Origin of the sequence: Pseudomonas triticifolii (assembly GCF_014358015.1) — a bacterium.
GTDB classification, from domain to species: Bacteria; Pseudomonadota; Gammaproteobacteria; order Pseudomonadales; family Pseudomonadaceae; genus Aquipseudomonas; species Aquipseudomonas triticifolii.
Map to the genome: position 1 here is coordinate 47,905 of NZ_JACONV010000009.1, position 24,797 is coordinate 72,701.

At 58.2% G+C, this 24,797-nt stretch carries 21 protein-coding genes; 5 read left to right on the forward strand and 16 right to left on the reverse strand.

The features are described 5' to 3' along the window. Positions 1-8 precede the first annotated feature (8 nt). The 4 genes from glmM to rlmE form a co-directional block, all read right to left on the reverse strand. Positions 9-1,352 carry a phosphoglucosamine mutase gene (glmM, locus tag H8S56_RS14035; RefSeq protein WP_024688919.1) on the reverse strand — a complete coding sequence of 448 codons (1,344 nt, stop codon included), beginning with the start codon at positions 1,350-1,352 and terminating at the stop codon, positions 9-11. Positions 1,353-1,368: 16 nt separating this feature from the next. After that, positions 1,369-2,220 carry a dihydropteroate synthase gene (gene folP / locus H8S56_RS14040; protein WP_187518976.1) on the reverse strand — a complete coding sequence of 284 codons (852 nt, stop codon included), beginning with the start codon at positions 2,218-2,220 and terminating at the stop codon, positions 1,369-1,371. An 8-nt stretch (positions 2,221-2,228) separates the two neighbouring features. Further along, positions 2,229-4,133 carry an ATP-dependent zinc metalloprotease FtsH gene (gene ftsH / locus H8S56_RS14045; RefSeq protein WP_024688917.1) on the reverse strand — a complete coding sequence of 635 codons (1,905 nt, stop codon included), beginning with the start codon at positions 4,131-4,133 and terminating at the stop codon, positions 2,229-2,231. Between the two features lie 193 nt (positions 4,134-4,326). Beyond that, complete coding sequence (rlmE, locus tag H8S56_RS14050; RefSeq protein ID WP_004879989.1) at positions 4,327-4,977, reverse strand: 23S rRNA (uridine(2552)-2'-O)-methyltransferase RlmE; 651 nt, start codon at positions 4,975-4,977, stop codon at positions 4,327-4,329. A 104-nt stretch (positions 4,978-5,081) separates the two neighbouring features. On the opposite strand from rlmE, the gene H8S56_RS14055 reads away from it, so the two are divergent. Next, positions 5,082-5,390, forward strand: a complete 309-nt coding sequence (locus H8S56_RS14055; protein WP_024688916.1) for a YhbY family RNA-binding protein — start codon at positions 5,082-5,084, stop codon at positions 5,388-5,390. Between the two features lie 166 nt (positions 5,391-5,556). On the opposite strand, the gene greA is transcribed toward H8S56_RS14055, so the two are convergent. The 7 genes from greA to grpE all read right to left on the reverse strand — a co-directional run bounded on the left by greA (position 5,557) and on the right by grpE (position 15,666). Next, positions 5,557-6,033, reverse strand: coding sequence for a transcription elongation factor GreA (greA, locus tag H8S56_RS14060; protein ID WP_024688915.1), 477 nt, complete (start codon positions 6,031-6,033; stop codon positions 5,557-5,559). After that, the gene (carB, locus tag H8S56_RS14065; RefSeq protein ID WP_024694647.1) at positions 6,030-9,251 is read right to left on the reverse strand and encodes a carbamoyl-phosphate synthase large subunit; all 3,222 of its coding nucleotides are present in this window, start codon (positions 9,249-9,251) and stop codon (positions 6,030-6,032) included. The genes greA and carB overlap by 4 nt, the downstream gene beginning before the upstream one ends. Before the next feature lie 136 nt (positions 9,252-9,387). Next, a complete protein-coding gene (gene carA / locus H8S56_RS14070) occupies positions 9,388-10,524 on the reverse strand; it encodes a glutamine-hydrolyzing carbamoyl-phosphate synthase small subunit (RefSeq protein WP_024688913.1) in 1,137 nt (378 codons plus the stop codon). 273 nt (positions 10,525-10,797) lie between these two features. Continuing rightward, entirely contained in the window at positions 10,798-11,601 is an 804-nt protein-coding gene (gene dapB, locus H8S56_RS14075; RefSeq protein WP_187518977.1) for a 4-hydroxy-tetrahydrodipicolinate reductase, read from the reverse strand. 20 nt (positions 11,602-11,621) lie between these two features. Continuing rightward, positions 11,622-12,758, reverse strand: a complete 1,137-nt coding sequence (gene dnaJ / locus H8S56_RS14080; RefSeq protein WP_024688911.1) for a molecular chaperone DnaJ — start codon at positions 12,756-12,758, stop codon at positions 11,622-11,624. Between the two features lie 326 nt (positions 12,759-13,084). Further along, on the reverse strand, positions 13,085-15,037 hold the full coding sequence (gene dnaK / locus H8S56_RS14085; RefSeq protein ID WP_268946023.1) for a molecular chaperone DnaK: 1,953 nt from the start codon (positions 15,035-15,037) through the stop codon (positions 13,085-13,087). 65 nt (positions 15,038-15,102) lie between these two features. Beyond that, complete coding sequence (grpE, locus tag H8S56_RS14090; protein ID WP_024688909.1) at positions 15,103-15,666, reverse strand: nucleotide exchange factor GrpE; 564 nt, start codon at positions 15,664-15,666, stop codon at positions 15,103-15,105. Positions 15,667-15,936: 270 nt separating this feature from the next. Here grpE and recN point away from each other — a divergent pair, with 270 nt between their 5' ends. Beyond that, positions 15,937-17,610 carry a DNA repair protein RecN gene (recN, locus tag H8S56_RS14095; RefSeq protein WP_024688908.1) on the forward strand — a complete coding sequence of 558 codons (1,674 nt, stop codon included), beginning with the start codon at positions 15,937-15,939 and terminating at the stop codon, positions 17,608-17,610. Between the two features lie 51 nt (positions 17,611-17,661). Here the strand turns inward: recN and fur are convergent, their stop codons facing one another. Then, the gene (fur, locus tag H8S56_RS14100) at positions 17,662-18,069 is read right to left on the reverse strand and encodes a ferric iron uptake transcriptional regulator (protein WP_024688907.1); all 408 of its coding nucleotides are present in this window, start codon (positions 18,067-18,069) and stop codon (positions 17,662-17,664) included. Positions 18,070-18,167: 98 nt separating this feature from the next. On the opposite strand from fur, the gene H8S56_RS14105 reads away from it, so the two are divergent. Further along, positions 18,168-18,692: an outer membrane protein assembly factor BamE gene (locus H8S56_RS14105; protein WP_187518979.1), complete on the forward strand. Its 525-nt coding sequence runs from the start codon at positions 18,168-18,170 to the stop codon at positions 18,690-18,692. A gap of 60 nt (positions 18,693-18,752) precedes the next feature. Here H8S56_RS14105 and H8S56_RS14110 read toward each other — a convergent pair whose 3' ends face one another. Genes H8S56_RS14110 through H8S56_RS14120 form a run of 3 tightly spaced genes read right to left on the reverse strand, consistent with a single transcriptional unit; the run spans position 18,753 to position 20,908 of the window. Further along, positions 18,753-19,070: an RnfH family protein gene (locus H8S56_RS14110; protein ID WP_024688905.1), complete on the reverse strand. Its 318-nt coding sequence runs from the start codon at positions 19,068-19,070 to the stop codon at positions 18,753-18,755. After that, positions 19,063-19,497, reverse strand: coding sequence for a type II toxin-antitoxin system RatA family toxin (locus H8S56_RS14115; protein ID WP_024688904.1), 435 nt, complete (start codon positions 19,495-19,497; stop codon positions 19,063-19,065). The genes H8S56_RS14110 and H8S56_RS14115 overlap by 8 nt, the downstream gene beginning before the upstream one ends. 7 nt (positions 19,498-19,504) lie before the next feature. Then, a complete protein-coding gene (locus H8S56_RS14120) occupies positions 19,505-20,908 on the reverse strand; it encodes a sodium-dependent transporter (RefSeq protein ID WP_187518980.1) in 1,404 nt (467 codons plus the stop codon). 113 nt (positions 20,909-21,021) lie between these two features. Between H8S56_RS14120 and smpB the strand changes: the two genes are divergently transcribed. Then, positions 21,022-21,504, forward strand: coding sequence for an SsrA-binding protein SmpB (gene smpB, locus H8S56_RS14125; protein WP_024688902.1), 483 nt, complete (start codon positions 21,022-21,024; stop codon positions 21,502-21,504). A 422-nt stretch (positions 21,505-21,926) separates the two neighbouring features. Here smpB and H8S56_RS14130 read toward each other — a convergent pair whose 3' ends face one another. Further along, the gene (locus H8S56_RS14130; RefSeq protein WP_024689138.1) at positions 21,927-22,694 is read right to left on the reverse strand and encodes a GntR family transcriptional regulator; all 768 of its coding nucleotides are present in this window, start codon (positions 22,692-22,694) and stop codon (positions 21,927-21,929) included. A 397-nt stretch (positions 22,695-23,091) separates the two neighbouring features. Here H8S56_RS14130 and H8S56_RS14135 point away from each other — a divergent pair, with 397 nt between their 5' ends. Next, the gene (locus tag H8S56_RS14135) at positions 23,092-24,783 is read left to right on the forward strand and encodes a lactate permease LctP family transporter (protein ID WP_024689137.1); all 1,692 of its coding nucleotides are present in this window, start codon (positions 23,092-23,094) and stop codon (positions 24,781-24,783) included. Positions 24,784-24,797: the final 14 nt, after the last annotated feature.

The window sequence follows — 24,797 nt, forward strand, 5'->3', positions numbered from 1 at the left end:
AGCCGAAATCAGGCGCAAACGTCAGCAACGAGTTTGGCGAGCTCTTCTGCGTAGGCCTTGACCTGCGCTTCGTCCTCGCCTTCGACCATCACACGCACCAACGGCTCAGTCCCGGACTTGCGCAAAAGAACCCGGCCACGACCCGCCATTTGCTCGGTAACCCGCGCACAGGCCTCTTGCACCGAAGGGTGTGAAACCGGGTCGACACCCTCACCGCCGAACCGCACGTTGATCAGTACCTGCGGGCATTTACGCAATCTCAGGCGCGCCTCTGCCAGACTGATGCCGCTGCGACGCAACGCCAGGATCACCTGCAACGCCGCAATAATGGCATCGCCAGTGGTTGCATGCTGGAAGCACACGATGTGCCCCGAGTTCTCACCGCCGATCTGCCAGTTACGCTCAAGCAGTTCGGCAATGACGTAACGATCGCCTACATTGGCGCGCACGAACGGAATGTTCTGCTCGGCCAACGCCAACTCAAGCCCCAGGTTACTCATCAGCGTTCCAACCACTCCGCCCTGCAAGCGACCTCGCTCATGCAGGTCGCGCGCAATGATGTAGAGCAGCTCATCGCCATCGACGATGGTGCCCGTGTGATCGACCATCAGGACGCGATCGCCATCACCATCGAAGCCGATACCCATGTCTGCCTTCTCGGCCAGCACGGCAGCCTGCAGCGCCTCCATGTGGGTAGAACCGCAGTTCTTGTTGATGTTGAGCCCGTCTGGCTGCGCGGAAAGCACAACAACCTGCGCGCCCAGCTCACGAAACACGTTGGGCGCAACCTTGTAAGTGGCGCCATGCGCGCAATCGATGACCACCTTGAGCCCGGCGAAGTCGGTACTGGTCGGTACGCTGCTTTTGCAGAATTCGATATAACGACCGGCAGCATCGTTGATACGCGAGACTTTGCCCAGGTTCTCGGACTCGGCAACGGTCATCGGCGCATCGAGCAACTCCTCGATCATCATTTCGATTTCGTCAGGCAGCTTCGTACCCTGACCGGAAAAGAATTTGATGCCGTTATCGTAATGCGGGTTGTGCGAGGCGCTGATCACGATGCCCGCTTCGGCGTGAAAGGTTCGCGTCAGGTAGGCGATGGCAGGCGTAGGCATCGGGCCCAGCAGCATCACGTCAGCGCCAGCAGCTGACAATCCAGCCTCAAGGGCAGACTCGAACATATAACCGGAGATACGCGTGTCCTTGCCGACAAGGATCCGGCAGGTGCCCAGCTTGCGGAAGGCCATGCCTGCCGCCCAGCCCAGCTTGAGCATGAAATCAGGCGTAATAGGGAACTGCCCCACGCGACCGCGAATGCCGTCGGTTCCGAAATATTTTCTGGTACTCATGGATGCCCCACTGTTGTTATTCAGCTGCTTCGACAGCTGCAATCATGCGCACCACGTCAACCGTTTCGGCGACATCGTGCACACGCAAGATTCTTGCACCTTTGGTCATGGCCAATGCAGCCAGCGCCAGACCACCATACAAACGCTCACCGACCGGGCGACCCAGCACGGCACCAATCATGCTCTTGCGTGACACACCGACAAGCAGCGGGCGACCAAGGGCATGCAGGTTTTCCATGTGCCTGAACAGACTCAGGTTATGGTCGAGGGTTTTCGCAAAGCCAAACCCTGGATCAAGAATGATCCGGCTGCGGTCTATGCCGACGGCTTCGCACCGCTCGATTCGCTCCACAAGAAAAGCGCTGACCTCACCGACGAGATCTTCATAGCGTGGATTATCCTGCATATCGCCAGGCTCACCCAGCATATGCATCAGGCAGACAGGCAAGCCCGTTGCGGCAGCCGCCTCCAGCGCTCCAGGACGCCGCAGAGAGCGAACATCATTGATCAGACCCGCTCCCAGCCTGGCAGACTCGAGTATGACGTCCGGTGTGGACGTATCGACCGAGATGATCACATCCAGCTCGCGAGCGATAAGCTCCACCAGCGGCGCGACGCGCTCCACCTCTTCAGCAGGAGAAACCGGAAGAGCCCCGGGACGCGTTGACTCCCCGCCGATATCGATCAGCGTGGCGCCCGCAGCGACCATGGACTGGGCATGACGCAGCGCAGCATCGAGCTGACTGTAGCGACCGCCATCAGAGAACGAGTCGGGGGTAGCGTTCAGGATGCCCATCACGTGCGTACGGGCCAAATCAAGAACCCGGTTGCCGCAAGGCAACCGGGTTGGGTACAGCGCAGAAGTCATGTCAGGCCTTAGTGTTCAGCAGCAGGGCCGCCGATCGGCGCTTCCGGGCGAGGATCTGGAGTGATCGGCGTACCCTTGGTACCCGAACCACCTTCCCAGTCACGCGGCTCACGCGGTGGACGACCCGACATGATGTCATCGATCTGATCCGCATCGATGGTTTCATACTTCATCAACGCGTCAGCCATGGCATCCAGCTTGTCACGGTTATCCGTCAGCAGCTGCTTCGCGGTCCCGTAGCAGAGGTCGATGATGCTGCGAACCTCGGAGTCGATCAGCTTGGCTGTCTCGCCAGAGAAGTTGGAGTTCTGGCTGCCGCCACGACCCAGGTAACCGGAATCTTCATCCTCGGAGTACATCAGAGGACCCAGTTTTTCCGACAAGCCCCATTTCGTCACCATGTTCCGCGCAAGCTGACTGGCACGCATGATGTCGTTGGAAGCGCCCGTGGTGACACCGTCAAAACCCAGGGTCATTTCTTCTGCGATACGGCCGCCGTACAGCGAACAGATCTGACTGATCAGTGCGCGCTTGGACAGGCTGTACCGATCCTCTTCCGGCAGGAACATGGTCACGCCGAGGGCACGGCCACGAGGAATGATCGAGACCTTATAGACCGGGTCATGCTCAGGCACCAGACGACCAACGATAGCGTGACCCGCTTCGTGGTAGGCGGTGTTCTGCTTTTCCTTCTCGGACATGACCATGGATTTGCGCTCGGCGCCCATCATGATCTTGTCCTTGGCCAGCTCGAACTCTTTCATCTCGACGATGCGTTTGCCTGAGCGAGCCGCAAACAACGATGCTTCGTTGACGAGGTTGGCCAGATCGGCACCGGAGAAGCCAGGCGTACCGCGAGCGATAACACCAGGATTGACATCCTCCCCCATCGGCACCTTGCGCATGTGAACCTTGAGAATCTGCTCGCGACCGCGAATGTCAGGCAGACCTACCACGACCTGACGGTCGAAACGGCCTGGACGCAGCAGCGCAGGGTCGAGTACGTCAGGACGGTTGGTTGCGGCGATGACAATGATGCCGTCATTCATCTCGAAACCATCCATCTCGACCAACAACTGGTTGAGGGTCTGCTCGCGCTCGTCGTGACCACCGCCCATGCCGGCACCACGATGACGACCGACAGCGTCGATTTCATCGATGAAGATGATGCAAGGTGCGTGTTTCTTGGCCTGTTCGAACATGTCACGGACGCGGCTTGCACCGACACCCACGAACATTTCGACGAAGTCGGAACCGGAGATGGTGAAGAACGGTACTTTCGCCTCGCCAGCAATCGCCTTGGCGATCAGCGTCTTACCGGTACCAGGAGGACCGACCATCAATACGCCACGAGGGATGCGGCCACCCAGGCGCTGGAACTTGCCTGGGTCGCGAAGGAACTCAACGAGCTCACCCACTTCTTCCTTGGCTTCGTCACAACCTGCGACGTCAGCCAGGGTGGTCTTCACCTGGTCTTCGGATAACAGACGGGCCTTGCTCTTGCCAAAGCTCATCGGGCCGCCTTTACCGCCGGCTCCGCCCTGCATCTGGCGCATGAAGAACATGAAGACGGCGATGATCACCAGGATCGGGAAGCTGGCGACCAGCAACTGGGTCCAGATGCTTTGCTGTTCAGGCTGCTTGCCTTCAACGACCACATTGTTGTCGACCAGATCACCGATCAGACCGTTGTCCTGGATAGCCGGACGAATAGTCTTGAAGGTGTCACCATCGCTGCGCTTGCCAGTGATGACGTAGCCGTCGACGGAGACCTTCTCAACCTTGCCATCCTTAACCTGCTGGATGAACTCGGAATAATTGAGGGTCTGCGGCTCGTTCGGGCTGGAGAAGTTGTTCATCACCGTCACGAGGACAGCCGCGATGATCAACCACAGGATCAAATTCTTTGCCATATCGTTCAATTAGCTACCCTCTGAAGCAAGCTCCACGCAGCAAGCGTGCCTCGCATGATATTCACCGGCCTAACTTACTACAGAACCTACAGATGTGGCAGGCACCGTCTGTAACCCTTTGTGAAACTTTGACTACGCGATGTTCGAACATGCTGCATCGATAACGCCATTTAAAAAAAGCTATCGCCTTGCATCAAAGACGCTCATCGCTGGCCGCACCTTCAATACCCTTGAAGCCACGACCCAGCAGGTACTGCTCACGGGATCGATCACGCGACGACAACGGCTTGCGCATCTGCACCTTGTCGAACAGCTTACGGATGTCCTTGTGATACACGTCGAAGCCTTCACCCTGGAAGACCTTGATGAGGAAATCGCCACCCGGACGTAAAACCCGGCCAGCCAGATCAAGCGCCAACTCACAGAGAAACATTGCCCGCGGCATATCCACCGCGCTCAATCCACTCATATTGGGGGCCATATCGGAAATCACAAGGTCTACCTGCGTATTACCGACAGCTTCCAGAATTTGCGCGAGCACGGCATCTTCAGTGAAGTCACCCTGAATGAAGGTCACGTCAGGGATGCTATCCATTTCGAGGATGTCGGAAGCAATCAGACGCCCTTGACCGCCAATCAGACGACTGGTCACCTGCGACCAGCCTCCAGGCGCAGCACCGAGGTCGATCACGGTCATGCCGGGACGGATGATCTTGTCCTTTTCCTGGATCTCGAGAAGCTTGTAACTGGCACGCGAACGGTAACCGTCCTTCTGCGCCATTTTGACGTACTTGTCGTCGAAGTGTTCTTTGAGCCAGTTATGGCTTGTCTTGGAACGGGCCACGGGGCACCTCAAAAATAAACGAGTCGTGATTAACTGGGCGGTCCCGGACTCGCTCGGGTAAACTGGCCGCCGCTTTTTACAAGATCAGACGCAGAGGTCAGATTATGCCGCTCACTCAAGAGCAGAAGAAACAATACAAATCCATTGGCCACCACCTGAAGCCGGTATTGATCGTGGCTGACAATGGTTTGACTGAAGGTGTGCTGGCAGAGCTTGAACGCGCACTGAGCGATCACGAGCTGATCAAGATCAAGCTCAACATCCTCGACCGCGAAAGTCGCTTGCAGGCCATTGCAGAAATCTGCAAAGCCGGCTCGGCGGATCTTGTTCAGGTCATCGGCAAAATGGCGTTGATCTACCGCAAGAACCCAAAGGTAAACAAGCTGTTGTCCAACGTCCACCGCGCGAACTAAAAAAACAGAAGCCAGGGCCGCAGATTGCGCGCCCTGCTCCTTTTTGCGCAACTTCGCTCGCCGTGCGAGTCATTCAGACCCGCTATCGAACACACGACCGCCAGGATCCTCAAGGCATACGCCGAAAGGACCAGGCAGTTGCGCCCGCCAGAAGCGGGCTCCCGCGTCAGACGTGGCGAACTTCGACGATCTCATACTCGATGACACCGCTAGGCGTCTTCACGACCACGACATCGCCTTCTTCCTTGGCAATCAAAGCGCGAGCGATGGGCGATCCCACCGAAATCTTGCCTTTCTTGATATCCGCCTCATCCTCACCAACGATCTGATAAGTGACGCTCTCATCCGTTTCGACGTTGGCGATTTCAACGGTCGTGCCGAAAATCACCTTGCCCGTATGAGGAATGGTGGTGACGTCGATCACCACGGCGTTCTGCATACGGCCTTCGATATCACGGATACGCGCCTCGACCATGCCCTGCTGCTCTCGCGCTGCGTGGTATTCGGCGTTTTCCTTCAGGTCACCCAGCTCCCGCGCCGTACCGATATCCTGGCTCAGCTTGGGACGGATCACCTTGGTCAGGTGGGTCAATTCTTCTTCCAGGGCGCGAGCGCCCTGGACAGTCATTGGGTATTTGATCATGCCTTCAATCCTGCATGGAGGTCCTGCAAGCGACGTACAGTCTTCTCTGGACCGAACTTGAGCGCTTCGCAGATGGCTTCGCCTGCTGCAATAGTCGTGGTGCAGTAGATCTTGTGCTGCAGGGCGTTGCGACGAATGGAGTAGGAATCCGCAATCGACTGACGACCTTCGGTGGTGTTGATGATCAGCGTGACTTCGTCATTCTTGATCATGTCGACCACGTGAGGACGACCCTCGGTCACTTTGTTGACGCGGCGTACTTTCAGGCCAGCCGCTTCGATCAGCTTGGCAGTCCCCGCCGTAGCAACGATCTCGAAGCCCAGACCAATCAGGTCACGTGCGACACCCGCCACCAGCGGCTTGTCATCATCACGGACACTGATGAACGCGGTGCCGCCGGTAGGCAGCACTTCGCTGGCGCCCATCTGGGCCTTGGCGAACGCTTCACCGAAGGTATCGCCAACGCCCATCACTTCACCGGTCGACTTCATCTCTGGGCCGAGGATCGGGTCAACGCCCGGGAACTTGGCGAACGGGAACACCGCTTCTTTCACGCTGTAGAAATTCGGGATGATTTCCTTGGTGAAGTTCAGCTCTTTCAGGGTTTTGCCTGCCATCACGCGCGCTGCGATCATAGCCAGAGAAACACCGATGCACTTGGACACGAACGGCACGGTACGCGATGCGCGCGGGTTCACTTCGATGACGTAGATGTCTTCGCCCTGCAAGGCCAACTGCACGTTCATCAGGCCGACAACCCCCAATTCCAGAGCCATTTTCTTGACCTGCTCGCGCATCTCGTCCTGGATGTGAGCAGGCAGCGAGTACGGTGGCAGCGAGCACGCGGAGTCACCGGAGTGAACGCCCGCCTGTTCGATGTGCTGCATGATCGCGCCGATCACCACGTCAGTGCCGTCGCAGACTGCATCGACGTCCATTTCGATTGCGCAATTGAGGAAGTGATCCAGCAGCACAGGGCTGTCATTGGAAACCTGAACCGCTTCACGCAGATAGCGCTTGAGCTCGTCTTCCTGGTAAACGATTTCCATCGCACGGCCACCCAGTACATAGGATGGGCGCACGACCAGCGGGTAACCGATCTTCGCGGCGGCACGAATCGCTTCGTCTTCGCTGCGCACGGTAGCGTTTGGTGGCTGACGCAGATTCAGGCGCTCGACCATTTGCTGGAAGCGCTCACGGTCTTCAGCACGGTCGATGGCGTCAGGGCTGGTACCGATGATCGGCACGCCAGCGGCTTCCAGCGCACGCGCCAGTTTCAGCGGGGTCTGGCCGCCATACTGAACGATCACGCCCTTCGGCTTCTCGACACGCACGATTTCCAGCACATCCTCGAGCGTAACCGGCTCGAAGTACAGACGATCGGAGGTGTCGTAGTCAGTGGAGACGGTTTCCGGGTTGCAGTTGACCATGATGGTCTCGTACCCGTCGTCACGCAGCGCAAGCGCGGCGTGTACGCAGCAGTAGTCGAACTCGATGCCCTGGCCGATACGGTTAGGACCGCCACCCAGAATCATGATCTTGTCGCGAGTCGAAGGATTGGCTTCGCACTCTTCTTCGTACGTGGAGTACATGTACGCAGTATCGGTCGCGAACTCGGCCGCGCAGGTGTCGACGCGCTTGTAGACCGGGAACACTTCAAGCTTGTGACGGTGCGTGCGCAGGTTCTTCTCGGTCACGCCCAACAGCTTGGCCAGACGCGCATCGGAGAAACCCTTGCGCTTGAGACGGAACATCAGGTCGCGGTCGATGGACGACAGGCCCAGTGTCTTGACCTTCTCTTCGTCCTTGATCAGATCTTCGATCTGGACCAGGAACCAAGGGTCAATCATGTTCATGGCGAAGATTTCTTCGACACTCATGCCGGCGCGGAACGCGTCAGCGACGTACCAGATACGCTCGGCACCCGGCACAGTCAGCTCGCGCTTGAGCGTGCTCATGCTTTCCGGATGGCTCAGGTCGAGCTTGGGATCCAGACCGCAGACGCCGACTTCCAGACCGCGCAGGGCTTTCTGCAGGGATTCCTGGAAGGTGCGACCGATGGCCATGACTTCACCCACCGACTTCATCTGAGTGGTCAGGCGAGCGTCGGCCTTGGCGAACTTCTCGAACGCGAAGCGTGGCAGCTTGGTGACGACGTAGTCGATGGACGGTTCGAAGGAAGCCGGGGTCTTGCCGCCGGTGATGTCGTTCGACAGCTCGTCCAGCGTGTAACCAACAGCCAGCTTGGCAGCGACCTTGGCAATCGGGAAACCGGTGGCTTTGGAAGCAAGGGCCGAGGAGCGCGAGACACGCGGGTTCATCTCGATCACGACCATGCGGCCGGTGTCCGGGCAGATGCCGAACTGAACGTTGGAACCGCCGGTTTCAACGCCGATCTCGCGCAGTACCGCCAGGGAGGCGTTGCGCAGGATCTGGTATTCCTTGTCGGTCAGGGTCTGCGCGGGTGCGACGGTGATGGAGTCACCGGTGTGCACACCCATCGGGTCGAAGTTTTCGATGGAGCAGACAATGATGCAGTTGTCCTTTTTGTCACGGACAACTTCCATTTCATATTCTTTCCAGCCGATCAGCGATTCGTCGATCAGCAGCTCTTTGGTTGGCGAAAGATCCAGACCACGGGCGCAGATTTCTTCGAACTCTTCACGGTTGTAAGCGATACCGCCACCCGTGCCGCCCATGGTGAAGGACGGACGGATGATGCAAGGGAAGCCAAGCTTTTCAAGAACAGCGTTGGCTTCTTCCATCGAGTGGGCAATGCCGGAACGCGGGCAATCCAGGCCGATGGACTTCATGGCCTTGTCGAAGCGCGAGCGGTCTTCGGCCTTGTCGATGGTGTCGGCGTTGGCACCGATCATCTCGACGCCGAACTTCTCCAGAACGCCTTCGCGCTCAAGATCCAGTGCGCAGTTCAGTGCAGTCTGACCGCCCATGGTCGGCAGCAGCGCGTCCGGACGCTCTTTTTCGATGATCTTGGCAACGGTCTGCCACTTGATCGGCTCGATGTAAGTAGCGTCGGCCATGGCCGGGTCGGTCATGATGGTGGCCGGGTTGGAGTTCACCAGGATGACGCGGTAGCCCTCTTCGCGCAGTGCCTTGCAGGCCTGGGCGCCGGAGTAGTCGAATTCACAGGCCTGGCCGATCACGATGGGGCCGGCGCCGAGAATCAGGATGCTTTTAATATCTGTACGTTTTGGCATGGGTTGTCACTCAAATCCGCAGGTCAGTCGGCAAGCCGTCTTGAACATTTCATTGAGGTGACCTGGGTGGCAGCAACCGGACGTATCGTCCGGGTCCAGCCAGGTCACCTGCTTACTACATTCTCAAGGCAACCGGTCAGCGTCGCTTGGCCATGGCTTCGATAAAGCGATCAAACAGAGGGGCGACGTCGTTAGGGCCCGGGCTGGCCTCAGGGTGACCCTGGAAGCTGAAGGCGCTCTTGTCGGTGCGCTCGATACCCTGAAGGGTGCCGTCAAACAGCGACTTGTGGATGGCGCGCACGTTGGCCGGCAACGTGGCTTCGTCAACCGCAAAACCATGGTTCTGGCTGGTAATCATGACGACGCCGGTGTCCAGATCCTGAACCGGGTGGTTGGCACCGTGGTGGCCATGGCCCATTTTCAGGGTCTTGGCACCGGAGGCCAGCGCGAGCAACTGGTGGCCCAGGCAGATACCGAAGACCGGGATTTCAGTTTCCAGTACATCCTTGATGGCCTTGATGGCGTAGTCGCAAGGCTCAGGGTCGCCAGGGCCGTTGGACAGGAACACACCATCAGGGTTGTAGGCCAGGACGTCCTTGGCAGGCGTCTGGGCCGGAACCACAGTCACGCGACAACCGCGCTCGACCAGCATGCGCAGGATGTTCAGCTTCACGCCGTAATCGTAAGCGACAACATGATAAGGCAGCTCGGAGGCAGCGATTTCAGGATGGCTATCGGTTTTCAGGTTCCAGACGCTGGAACGCCACTCGTAGGCTTCTTTGGTGCTGACCTCTTTGGCCAGATCCATGCCCTTGAGCCCAGGGAAGCCGCGCGCCGCCGCGATCGCAGCCTCTTCGGAAATATTGTCGCCAGCCATGATGCAGCCGTTCTGTGCGCCTTTCTCACGCAGGATGCGGGTCAGGCGGCGGGTATCGATGCCGGCGATGGCAACGACATTGTTGGCTTTCAGGTAATCATCCAGCGACATCTTGTTACGCCAGTTGCTGGCGACCAGCGGCAGATCACGAATGACCAGGCCTGCGGACCAAACGCGATCGGACTCTGCGTCCTCAGGCGTGGTGCCGGTGTTGCCGATGTGCGGGTAGGTCAGGGTAACGATTTGCTGGGCATAGGAAGGATCGGTAAGGATTTCCTGATAGCCTGTCATTGCGGTGTTGAACACCACCTCACCAACGGTCTGACCGTCGGCTCCAATGGCTTCGCCGCGAAAAATGCTGCCATCAGCAAGGGCGAGTATGGCTGGCTTAGTCAAGAAGACCTCCCGTAAATAAAGCCTGAAAGGGCGTTCGCAGGTTGCAAAAAAGCGGAATGACGTAGATACGTCACCCCGCTTTCTTATAGAATCATCTGCGCGCTTTTAGTGGACACACTAAAGCTGTAGCTTACAGAAAAGGCCCATTTTGGTCTACCACCAATGTGCCTCAAATGCGGGGAAATGCGACAGTTTTTCGATCAGCGACAGTTGGCAAGAGGCCGAATCCCGCACCCTGTACGAAATCCGGCCCGATAACCACAAGTGCATCGATCAATGCAGATCCAGCACGTCCTGCATGTCATAAAGGCCCGGCGCCTTGCCATCAAGCCACATCGCAGCTCTGACAGCACCCTTGGCGAAGGTCATGCGACTGGACGCCTTGTGAGTGATCTCGACACGCTCACCTTCAGCAGCGAACAGCACCGTGTGATCACCGACCACGTCACCCGCGCGAATCGTTGCAAAGCCGATGCTCTGACGATCACGCGCACCGGCCTGCCCTTCACGCCCATAGACCGCAACCTTTTCAAGATCACGACCCAGAGCACTGGCCACCACTTCACCCATGCGCAACGCCGTGCCTGACGGCGCGTCGACCTTATGACGGTGATGCGCTTCAGTGATCTCGATGTCGACGTCATCGCCCAGAACCCGGGCTGCAGTATCGAGCAGCTTCAGGCACAGGTTCACACCGACACTGAAATTGGCGGCGAACACGATCGGGATCTCCTTGCCCGCCTCGACCAGCCGCTGCTTTTCTTCAACGCTGAACCCGGTTGTGCCGATGATCATCGCCTTACCCGCCTTGCGGCAGAACGCAAGGTTTTTCAGTGTTACCGAGGGGTGCGTAAAGTCGATCAGCACGTCGAACTCGTCGACCACTCTTGCCAGATCGCCGGACAGCGGAACACCAATACGCCCCAGCGCTGCCAGCTCACCCGCGTCCGCGCCGACCAGCGTACTGTCAGGACGGTCGATCGCAGCAGTCAACCCGGCGCCAGGCGCCTGCTGAATCGCTTCGATCAAGGTCTTGCCCATGCGCCCGGCGGCGCCTACTACTGCAATACGTCGCATGCCGTTTTCCTTAGATAGCCTTACAAATCGCCGAAGAACCGCTTCACACCCTCAAACCAGCCACTGGCCTTGGGAGAATGGGATTCGTCGTTCTCAAGCGATGTGCGGAACTCTTCAAGCAGCTCGCGCTGACGCTTGCTCAGGTTCACCGGCGTTTCTACCGCCACACGACACATCAGGTCGCCAGCACCCCCACCACGCACGGGCGCAACACCCTTGCCACGCAGGCGGAACTGCTTACCGGTCTGAGTCCCTTCAGGGATCTTCAGTTTGACGCGACCATCAAGGGTCGGCACTTCCAGCTCGCCACCCAATGCTGCATCGGTAAAGCTGATCGGCACTTCGCAGAACAGGTGCTTGCCATCGCGCTGAAAGATGTCGTGTTCACGCACATTGATCACAACGTACAGATCGCCGGTAGGGCCACCTTGAACACCCGCCTCGCCTTCGCCCGACAGACGAATGCGGTCGCCAGTATCGACACCTGGCGGCACTTTGACAGACAGCGTCTTGTACTCTTCGACACGACCTTCGCCGTGGCACGAATCGCACGGATCGGAAATGATCTTGCCGTGACCATGGCAACGCGGGCAGGTCTGCTGCACAGAGAAGAAGCCCTGCTGCATGCGCACCTGACCGATACCACCACAGGTCGGGCACGTAACCGGCGAGGAACCCTTCTTCGCACCGCTGCCATCGCAGGGTTTGCAATTGACCAGCGTCGGCACACGGATGCTGACCGTGGTACCGCGAACGGCTTCCTCCAGGTTCAACTCCAGCGTATAGCGCAGGTCGCTGCCGCGCTGGGCACCGCCACGACCGCCGCCGCCACCGCGACCACCGCCGAAGAAGTCACTGAATACATCACCGAAGATATCGGAGAAATTCGCACCGCCCGCACCACCACCAAAGCCACCGCCACCCATGCTCGGGTCGACACCGGCGTGACCGTACTGGTCGTAGGCTGCGCGCTTGCTGGCATCGGACAGGACTTCATAGGCCTCGTTGGCCTCTTTGAACATCTCTTCCGACGCTTTGTCATCAGGGTTACGGTCAGGGTGATGCTTCATCGCCAGACGGCGATAGGCCTTCTTCAGGTCCGCTTCACTGGAGCCTCGCTCCACTCCCAACACTTCGTAATAATCACGCTTTGCCATAATTCTTCCGCACTCTTGAGGACGTCCGGCAAAACTCTCCTGAGCCTTGCCAAACTCGTTGAGCCCCATACAGGCCCGGACCCAACTCACGTCGATTCAACGATCCTGGTCTTCGTTCAACAGCCAGGAATACCCGACCGAGAAAGCGGCAGAACGAGTCGCCACGCAGGAGCATCGCGATCTTGCCACAGGGCGTGCGGGACAGACCCACACACCGGAATTTTTGCTTGTTCCAGACACGCCAACGCGGGAGCAAGCTCCCGCGCGGCGACATCCTACCAGCCACCGCTCGAAAGAGGTCAACCGGGTTTCAAGTGAGCCTGCGCTTACTTGTGGTCTTTCACTTCTTCGAACTCGGCGTCAACAACGTCATCAGCCTTGGTCGAATCTTCTGCAGGCTTGGCCGCTGCTTCAGGATTCTCGGCCTGCTCGGCGTACATCTTCTGAGCGATTGGTGCGGAAACCTTGGACAGCTCCTCGACCTTGGCTTCGATGGCAGCCTTGTCGTCGCCTTTGATGGCGGCTTCCAGAGCGACCACTGCAGCTTCCACTGCAGTCTTTTCTTCAGCAGTCACTTTGTCGCCTGCATCGGCGACCATCTTGCGAGTCGAGTGGACCAGCGCATCACCCTGGTTACGGGCAGAGGCCAGCTCTTCGAACTTGCGGTCTTCTTCAGCGTTGACTTCAGCATCACGAACCATCTGCTGAATTTCTTCCTCGGACAGACCGGAGTTCGCCTTGATCACGATGGACTGCTGCTTGCCGGTTGCCTTGTCTTTCGCGCCGACGTGCAGGATGCCGTTGGCGTCGATGTCGAAGGTCACTTCGATTTGTGGCACGCCACGCGGAGCCGGTGGAATCTCGGCCAGGTCGAACTTGCCCAGAGACTTGTTCTGACCGGCTTGCTTGCGCTCACCCTGCAACACATGGATCGTCACCGCGCCCTGGTTGTCATCGGCAGTCGAGAACACCTGGGATTTCTTGGTAGGAATCGTGGTGTTTTTCTCGATCAGTGCAGTCATCACACCGCCCATGGTTTCGATACCCAGGGTCAGCGGGCTGACGTCGAGCAACAGAACGTCTTTCACATCACCGGCCAACACAGCGCCCTGGATGGCAGCACCCATGGCAACGGCTTCGTCCGGGTTAACGTCCTTACGGGCTTCTTTACCGAAAAGCTCGGTAACTTTTTTCTGAACCAGTGGCATACGCGTCTGACCACCGACCAGAATCACGTCGTTGATCGCACCGATGTCGATACCGGCATCTTTCAGCGCAGTACGGCAAGGCTCGATGGTGCGCTGAACCAGGTCTTCAACCAGCGATTCCAGCTTTGAACGGGAGATTTTCACGTTCAAGTGCTTTGGACCGGTCGCATCTGCGGTGATGTACGGCAGGTTGACGTCGGTCTGCATGCTGGAAGACAGCTCGATCTTGGCCTTTTCTGCAGCTTCTTTCAGACGCTGCATCGCCAGAGGGTCGCCCTTCAGGTTCATGCCGCTTTCTTTCTTGAATTCTTCGACGAGGTAGTCGATCAGACGAATGTCGAAGTCCTCACCACCCAGGAAGGTGTCGCCGTTGGTTGCCAGCACTTCGAACTGGTGCTCGCCATCGACTTCAGCGATTTCGATAACCGAGACGTCGAACGTACCGCCACCCAGGTCATAAACGATGACAGTGTGGTCGCCTTTCGCCTTGTCCATACCGTAAGCCAATGCAGCAGCGGTAGGCTCGTTGATGATGCGCTTGACGTCCAGACCAGCAATACGGCCAGCATCTTTGGTGGCCTGACGCTGGCTGTCGTTGAAGTAAGCCGGAACGGTGATGACCGCTTCGGTAACTGCTTCACCGAGGTAGTCCTCAGCAGTTTTCTTCATCTTTTTCAGGATTTCAGCGGAAATCTGAGGAGGCGCCATTTTCTGGCCATTCACTTCAACCCAGGCGTCGCTGTTGTCAGCCTTGACGATCTTGTAAGGGACCATCTGGATGTCTTTCTGAACGACTTCTTCATCAAAACGACGACCGATCAGACGCTTTACTGCGTACAGCGTGTTGTGCGGATTGGTCACGGCCTGACGCTTTGCGGACTGGCCGACCAGGATCTCGCCATCATTTGCGTAGGCAATGATCGAAGGCGTGGTGCGAGCACCTTCAGCATTCTCAATGACCTTGGCTTTGCCGTTTTCCAGAACGGAGACGCAGGAGTTGGTTGTCCCCAGGTCGATACCGATAATTCTGCCCATCTTGACTCTCCCGAAACTTTGATTTGGTTGCCGCAACTGCGTTTACAAATTGCGGTAGCTCTTAAACGCTTGACCTGTAAATGGGGGCCTTACAGCTGATTTCAAGCCTGCTCGTCAATTGACGGCGTAACAGGCGATGGTGCCTTGCTGACCACGACCATGGCCGGGCGCAGCAAACGACCATTGAGCTGGTAACCCTTTTGAAACACTTTGAGCACCGTGTTGGGCTCTACATCTGCACTTTCCTGCATGGCCATTGCCTGGTGCTGTTCGGCACTGAACGGCTGACCATGCGGGTCTACGGCTTCGAGCTGATAACGCTTGAGGGTGTCCTGAAACATCTTCAAGGTCAGTTCGATGCCTTCACGCATCGGGCGAATGCTCTCGTCGTCCGGGTTGGACAACTCGATACCCCGCTCCAGGCTGTCGATGATCGGCAATAGATCACCGGCAAATTTCTCCAACGCAAACTTGTGAGCCTTTTCAACATCCTGTTCAGCACGGCGGCGGACATTCTGCAGATCCGCAGCCACTCGCAGGGATTGGTCCTGCGCGGCAGCCAGTTGCTCTTCGAGCACTTGCACGCGGGTCGTCAACTCGTCACCCGCGCCTGCTTCGGCAGCCTGGTCCTGGCTCTGCGCATCCAGATTCTGTTCGTCAGCCATCAGTGTTCTCCTCTAAAAACGTCCGCGATCCTAACTCGCGCTTCTGCCCCCTATATGGGATCGGATTTTTCCGCTTCAAGGGTCATGAACACTGGATGTGTGCATTTCCTCACAAAAACATGGGGAATCGAGCCGCGGAAAAAATCCACCGCCATCACTGCAAGTACTAAAAAACGGCGAACACCAATCAAATCGAGCTAAATCGGGGCATTGTCAGGAGCGAATAAAACACTGTATAAATAACCAGACAAACCGCTCGGGAGCCGCTCAATGCTGGTGCACCTTTCCGTACATAACTACGCCATCGTCGAACACCTCGATCTCGAACTTGATCGGGGCATGAGCGTAATCACTGGCGAAACCGGCGCTGGCAAATCGATCATGCTCGACGCGCTGGGCCTGACACTGGGTGACCGTGCCGACAGCGGCGTCGTGCGCCCGGGTGCCGACAAGGCCGATATCCTGGCCACGTTCGACCTGGACGACATTCCCGAGGCACAGGCCTGGCTCAAGGAGCGCGACCTGGACAACGACGGGCCCTGCATCTTGCGCCGGGTCATTACTGCCGAAGGCCGCTCACGCGCCTACATCAATGGATCGCCCTGCCCTCAGGGGGATCTGAAAGCGCTCGGCGAGCTGCTGATCGACATCCACAGCCAGCACGAACATCAGTCTCTTTTGAAGACCGACACTCATCGTCGGCTGCTCGATGAGTATGCGGGTGCGACCGATCTGGCGCGCCAGGTCAATCTTGCTGCGCAACGCTGGCGTCAGACCCGTCAGGAGCTTGAGCGTCTTTCCAACTCGGGCGACGAACAACGCGCACGGCATCAGTTGCTCAGCTATCAGCTGGAAGAGCTGGAAAGCCTGAGCCTTGGCGAAAATGAACTGGAACAGCTCGAACAGGAACACAAGAACCTGACCAATGCCGAGAGCCTGCTGAGCATTTGCCGTCAGGTGGTCGAGCAATGCAGCGAAAGCGATTCCGGCAATGTGCTCAACGCCCTGACCGCCAGCCTGCATCGACTGGGCAGCGTGAACAACTCACCTTCGGCGCTGTGCGAAGCCACTGATCTGTTGTCCAGCGCCCAGATTCAGGTGGAAGAGGCGATGGGAGAGCTCAATCGCTTTCTCGATCATTTCGACGCGAATCCAGCCAGGCTGCAGCAGCTCGAAGAGCGACTCGACGCCATCTACACGCTGGCACGCAAACACCGTATCCAGCCTAACGAAGTGGCGACAATGCAGCAGAAGCTGCTCGATGAAATAGAAACGCTCAACGCCAACGATGAGTCCATCGAGCGCCTGCAACATGAAGTGCAGGCGTTTGCCCGCCATTATCAGGAAAAGGCACGCGAACTGAGCGACCTGCGCCACACCTCATCGACGAAACTGGCCAGCGCCGTCGAGCAGGAAATCCAGCGGCTGGGCATGCCCGGCGGGCGTTTCCAGATCGAATTGAAAGCGGTACCCGGTACGGAACCGCATCCTCACGGGCTTGAGCACGTTGAACTGCTGGTCAGCGCCAACCCAGGGCAACCGCTCAAGGCGCTGGCGAAAGTAGCGTCTGGAGGTGAGCTGTCACGGATCAGCCTGGCCATTCAGGTCATCACTGCTCAGACCTCCCGGGTGCCGACCCTGGTATTTGACGAAGTCGATGTGGGCATCGGCGGACCGACGGCCGAGATCGTTGGCCAACTGCTGAGACGCCTGGGCGAGCGCGGACAGGTAATGACGGTCACTCACCTGCCGCAAGTGGCAGCGCAGGGGCATCAGCACCTGTTCGTACACAAAGTGCGAGACAGCGACGCCACCCGCACGGCGGTGTCGAAACTGAGCAAGACCGAGCGCATCGAAGAGGTCGCGCGCATGCTGGGAGGCATCGACCTGACCAAGGAATCGCTGGCTCACGCGAAGAAAATGGTCATCACAGCCAAAAGCTGAACCCTGAAAAACACAAAGGCGACCCGAGGGTCGCCTTTTTTGTCGCTGTGCTTACGCCTTTTTGTGACGCACGTAGAGCACCAGATTGTGGTCCACCAGCTCAAAGCCGTGTCTTTCGACAATGGCTTTCTGAAGCTTTTCGATTTCTTCGTCGAAGAATTCGATCACTTCGCCTGACTCCACATTGACCATATGGTCGTGGTGGCCGCCATCTGCCAGTTCGAACACAGCATGACCACCGTCGAAGTTGTGGCGAACCACCAGCCCGGCGGCTTCAAACTGAGTCAGAACACGGTAGACCGTGGCCAGACCGACATCCTCGCTCGCCTCCATCAATGCCTTGTAAACATCCTCGGCACTCATGTGGCGCTGCTCGGCAGAATCGAGCATTTGGAGTATTTTGACCCGTGGTAGGGTCACCTTGAGTCCTGCTTTACGTAGTTCGCTATTTTCAACCATGGTCAGCTTTCTCGCAGACGCTGCTTCGCAGCTTCTCTTAATGCAGGTATGATCGGGGTTTACGTTGTCCCAGCCAAGATAGTGGAAGTCGCCCACCGATGCAAAACACCAAGCTCTTGCTAACCAGTTTCACCTTCGTGGGACTGCTCGCACTCGCCGGTTGTTCATTCCCCGGGGTTTACAAAATCGACATCCAGCAGGGTAATGTCGTCACGCAGGACATGATAGACCAGTTGCGCCCCGGAATGACCCGACGGCAAGTACGGTTTATCATGGGCAACCCACTGCTGACCGACACTTTCCACGCTGATCGGTGGGACTACCTGTACAGCCTGCAGCCAGGTGGCGGTGAACGCCAGCAGGAGCGTGTCAGCCTGATTTTCAACGGTAATGATCAACTGGTCAGCCTCTCCGGTGACTTCATGCCCGGCGTCAGCCGTGATGAAGCAATCCTGGGCAAAGGCAGCGACACCAACGCTGTGCCAGCTGAAAACCAGCCTCAACAACAGCCTGAAGAACCTGCAAAACCAGGCTCGTTGCTGGAGAAGATCCAGAAAGACGTCGACAGTGTCGAGACCGTACCTGTTCCGACTCAAGAGCCTCTGGACGTCAATCCTCGCTGATTCAGAGCGCTCAACAGAAAGCCCGGCATGCCGGGCTTTTTTGTGTGCTGCGTTCAGCCATCATTCAGCCGATGACGCCCTGCTCTGTCGCGCCTTGGCGGCACGCTGACGGCGCACTTCCATGGGATCTGCCAGCAACGGCCGATAGATCTCGATTCGCTCTCCCGCCTCGACGCAACGCGTCGCGGGGTCGGCGACCACTTTACCGAAGATACCGACCGCACAACGGGCCAGGTCCAGCTCAGGGAACTGCTGATCGATGCCTGACGCTGCAAGCACCTGCCGCACTGACGACCCCTCCGGCACCATCAACGCCATCAGCACCTGACGCTCGACAGCGGCATACACCACCTCGACCGAAATCAGCGTGTCAGACATGCAACTGCTTGGCGCGCTGACAAAATGCATCCACCAGAGTATTGGCGGCCTGATTGAACAGCGGTCCCAGAGTTGCGCGCACGATAGGCCCCGCGTAATCGAAGGACAGGTCCAGGCTGATCTTGCAGGCCTTGTCGCCCAACTGCTTGAACGTCCAGACGCCGTGCAACTGCTCAAACGGACCTTCCACCAGATCCATCACGATCGACTCGCCCGGTATCAGCGTGTTGCGCGTCACGAATTGCTGGCTCAACCCACCCTTGGCGATTTCCAGGCTGGCGCGCATCTGCTCCTCGCTGGATTCCAGGACGGTCGCCGACGAGCACCACGGCAAAAACTCCGGGTAACGCGCGACGTCATTGACCAGGTCGTAAAGAAAACGAGCCGGATACGGCAAAAGGGCAGAACGTTGAATATGCGTAGTCATGTGAGCGTCATTTCCAGAGCTGAGCGGCAAACACCACAAGAATGCCGAGCGGCGCCACGTAGCGCATCAAAAAGAACGTCAGGCTGAACAGCAGCGGACTGCGAATCGACAACTCATCGCGTACCGCCTCACGGCCCATCACCCAACCGGCGAATACCACAAAACACAATCCACCCAGCGGCAACATGATGCGCGAGGTGAAGAAATCAATGACTCCGAAGAAGTCCAGGCCACTGGTTGCGCCCCATTGGTAGAGACGGAAAGCGCCTTCATCGTTCACGAAAAACTTGGCCTTTTGCCAGATATTGAACGAGAACACCGTGCCGAGGCCGACAAACCAGCAACTGAATGCCAGCCAGAACGTGACCCAGCCCCGACGAACTCCGGTGCGCTCCACCAGATACGCAACCATCGGCTCAAGCAGGGAAATCGCCGAGCTCCAGGCTGCGACCGCCACCAACACAAAGAACACCACACCCATCAATTGACCAAACGCCACGTTACCGAACGCGAATGGCAATGTTACGAACATCAGGCCCGGCCCCTCACTCGGGTTCAGACCTGCGGCAAAAACGATTGGGAATAGCGCAAGGCCCGCAAGCAACGACACGAAGGTATCGAGCAACGCAATGCCGACCACGGTGGTGCTGATCGAAGCACCTTTGGTCATGTACGCGCCGTAAACCATGATCGAACCCACGCCGACGCTCAGCGAAAAGAACGCATGCCCCATTGCGGGTAACAGGCCGTCGAGCACCTTGTCCGGGTTGAAGTCGAACATGAAATGCACGCCTTCCATGAAATGCCCTGTGGTCAGGCTGTAGCCCAACAGGATCAGCATCAGCAGAAACAGCATCGGCATCATGATCCGCAGACTGCGTTCCAGGCCGGCTTCGACGCCCCTGCCGATCACCACGGCCGACAACAACATGAAAATGGTGTGCCATAAAATCAGACGCCAAGGGTCGGCGATCACAGCACCGAAGTAAGCCCCCACCTGATCAGGTGTCACGCCCTGAAAGTCGCCACGCCCCATGTCGACGATGTAGTCGAGCGACCACCCGCCAACCACACTATAAAAGGAGAGAATCAGCAGCGCCGTGATCATCCCCGCGAAAGCGCCCCAGGACCAGCGACCCGAGTGCCCGGCTTCGACCGCCAGCGTCTTCAACGCGTTGGCCGGGCTCAAGCGGGCGCGACGACCGATAAGCGTCTCGGCCATCATGACCGGAACGCCGATCAGGGCGATACACGCCAGAAACACCAGCACGAACGCGCCGCCGCCGTAAGCGCCGACCATGTAGGGGAATTTCCAGATACTGCCTAGCCCGACTGCAGAGCCCGTGGCTGCCAGAATGAATACCCAGCGGCTCGCCCAGCTACCGTGGACCGAAACCTTGTCCGTCGACATTAAAGAAACGCCCAACCAAAAAAGAGCCCGCATTGTCCGGGATTCAACCATTGTGCTCAAGCACGCGCTTTCCCGTAGCCGACATTGAAGCAACTCCCTATAATGCGCCCCCTATGGCTAAGCTCAAGAAACACCCTACAGGGACCATCGCGCAGAACAAGAAGGCGCGACACGATTACTTCATCGAACACAAGTTCGAGGCCGGTCTGGTCCTGTCTGGCTGGGAAGTAAAAAGCCTGCGTGCCAACAAGGTACAGCTGGTCGACAGTTACGTGCTGCTCAAGGATGGCGAGGCATGGCTGATGGGCTGCCATATCACGCCGCTCAAGACGGCCAGCACGCACGTCATCGCTGACCCGACACGCACCCGTAAACTGCTGCTGAACCAGCGCGAGCTCGAAAAGCTCATCACGTCTGTTCAGCAGAAAGGCTATGCCTGCGTGGCCCTCTCCCTTTACTGGAAGCAGCACTTGATCAAGTGCGAAATTGCTCTGGGCAAAGGCAAGAAGGAATACGACAAGCGCCACACCGAACGCGAACGCGACTCGGACCGTGAGCTGCAGCGTGCCGTGCGCAGCAAGGGCAAGGACGACTGAGCCTTCGCTCATCGCTCCACGTTTCTGCGCCCACGACCTAAACAGTGGGAGCGGACTCGTCCGCGAAGGGGCCGGTGCATTCAGTCAAAGGGTTGCATCTGGAAGTCAGCCTTCGTGGACAAACAAAGCGCCGCCCGGTCCACTCCTACACATTGAAAACCGGTTTCAAACAGTGGGAGCGGACTCGTCCGCGAAGGGGCCGGTATGTTCAGTCGAAGGGTTGCGTCTGGAAGTCAGCCTTCGTGGACAAACGGAGCGCCGCCCGGTCCACTCCTACACGTTGAAAACCGGTTTCAACCAGTGGGAGCGGACTCGTCCGCGAAGGGGCCGGTATGTTCAGTCGAAGGGTTGCGTCTGGAAAGCAGTCTTCGTGGACAAACGGAACGCCGTTCCGCTCCCACGACTCTGCACAGCCAGCACGATCACATTGTGTTGCGTCGCTCTGCCCGGGCTGTGCGCTGCACCTGCTGCCTGACTTCTTCCAGCACTTCCTGCACATAGGTCAGGTGCCTGCTCGACACCTCGCGCGCCTCATCAGCACGACCTTCAATAATCGCCACGTACAACTCCCGATGCTGCTTGATGAGCATGTCGCGAGTTTCTGCGCGCTGCTTGTACATGCCGCCGATGTTGATCACCACGTTGCGCTTGAGCAGGTCGAACAGACCACGAATGGTGTGCAGTAGCACGGCGTTGTGACTGGCTTCGGCAATGGCCAGATGAAAGTTCGCATCGGCTGCACCCTCCTCGGCCCGACTGACCTCATCGGCACGCGAATAGCAATCCAGCAACGACTCGAACGCCAGGCGCAGGCGCTCGCGATCCATCTCGGTAGCGCGCATCGCTGCGTAATACGCGCAGGACGCTTCCAGCGTATGACGAAATTCCAACAGATCGCGCTGAGCATCAGGGCTGCTTTCCAGCAAATGCAGCAACGGGTCGCTGAACGTCGAGCCAATGTTCTCGACCACATAATTGCCGCCACCCTGGCGGCTCACCAACAGGCCCTTGGCCGTCAGTTTCTGAATAGCCTCGCGCAGTGAAGGACGCGACACACCGAACTGCTCGGCCAGTGCCCGCTCGGCCGGTAAACGCCCACCCGATTTAAGGGTGCCTTCCAGAATCATCTTTTCCAGCTGCTCGACGATATCGTCGGACAAACGGCGCTGACGCACCTGATCAAAGCCCATAGCACTTACTCCACCGTCCCGACTCGTTGCCGGGCGCGCGTATTCTGGCTGATTGCCGTCATCAAGGCACCCATCCAATTCAGCCGAAAACCGCGTCGGACACCCCTTTTTCAAGCGTCTGCGACAAAAGTCTCGGCCACACAAATTGACACACCAACAGCAAGGCCACTACTCTAGCCAACAGACATTGTAAATTGGTATTACCAATTATCCAATGCCAGTGTTAGACGGCTAACCTCCGTCGCGCTGCAAGACCTTTCGAACAGAGAGACTTGAGCTGGTGAGCTGTGCGATTCAATCGTCAGCATCGACCAGGCGCTCGCCAACACGACGTCGAATCGAAGCCGCGCACACAGAACACCGGGCCTTACCAAAAATAATTAAGGGGCCTCCCGACATGCAAACATGGCAACAGCTCTACACACCGCTTGGCAGCCTCGGCCTATCCGCCGCTGCTGCACTGATCCCGATCGTGTTCTTCTTCCTGGCGCTGGCCGTGTTCCGGCTCAAAGGCCATATCGCGGGCAGCATCACGCTGGCGCTGTCGATACTGGTGGCGATCTTCGCTTTCCAGATGCCGAGCGACATGGCACTGGCAGCCGCAGGCTATGGATTCGCCTATGGCCTGTGGCCCATTGCATGGATCATCGTGGCAGCGGTGTTTCTCTACAAACTGACGGTCAAGAGCGGTCAGTTCGAGATCATTCGCAGCTCGGTCATGTCGATCACCGACGACCAGCGCCTTCAGGTGCTGCTGATTGGCTTCTGCTTCGGTGCGTTTCTGGAAGGTGCTGCGGGCTTCGGGGCACCGGTGGCCATTACCGCTGCGTTGCTGGTGGGCCTGGGGCTCAATCCCCTTTACGCTGCAGGCCTGTGCCTGATCGCCAACACGGCACCCGTTGCGTTCGGCGCGCTGGGTATTCCGATCATCGTGGCAGGTCAGGTTTCCGGGCTTGATCCATTCAAGATCGGCGCGATGGCCGGACGCCAATTGCCGTTCTTGTCTATCTTCGTGCCGTTCTGGCTGATGTTCATGATGGATGGCGTGCGCGGCGTCAAAGAGACCTGGCCAGCGGCGCTGATCGCAGGCACGACCTTTGCGATCACCCAGTTCCTGACGTCCAACTTCATCGGCCCTGAACTGCCCGACATCACCTCGGCGCTGGTCAGCATCGTCTCGCTGACGCTGTTCCTGAAAGTCTGGCAGCCAAAGCGCGCATCCGACACGGTCGTGACCAGCGGCGGTTCGGCTGCGATCATGGGCGGCCCGGGCGGATTCAACAAACCTCGCTCGTCGGTGGCAACGCCTTATAGCCTCGGCCAGATCATCAAGGCCTGGTCGCCGTTCCTGATCCTGACCGGCATGGTCACGATCTGGACCCTCAAACCGTTCAAAGCCTTGTTCGCGCCCGGCGGCGCTCTGCAGGCCTTTACCTTCAACATCCCGGTGCCGCATCTGGACCAGTTGGTGATGAAGACCGCGCCGATTGTTGCCAAGGTCACGGCGATGCCAGCGGTGTACAAGTTCGACCTGATTGCCGCGTCGGGCACTGCGATTCTGTTCTCCGCCATCCTTGCGATGCTGGTGCTGCGCATCGCCCCGAAGATTGGTCTGACCACTTTCAAGGAAACCCTGATCGAACTGCGCTGGGCGATTGTCTCCATCGGCATGGTGCTGGCGTTTGCCTTCGTCATGAACTACTCGGGCATGTCCTCAACGCTGGCGCTGGTATTGGCCGGAACAGGCGCGGCGTTCCCGTTCTTCTCGCCGTTCCTCGGCTGGCTGGGGGTATTCCTGACCGGTTCCGATACCTCGGCTAACGCGTTGTTCGGATCGCTGCAGGCCACCACCGCCCATCAACTGGGCGTCAGCGATGTGCTGATGGTAGCGGCCAACTCCAGCGGCGGCGTGACCGGCAAGATGATTTCGCCGCAATCCATCGCCGTGGCCTGCGCCGCGACCGGCCTGGTTGGCAGGGAGTCGGACCTATTCCGCTTCACGCTCAAGCACAGCCTGTTTTTCGCCACCATCGTCGGCTGCATCACCTACGCCCAGGCGTACTGGTTCACCGGCATGCTGGTTCATTAATGCCTGAATGACGC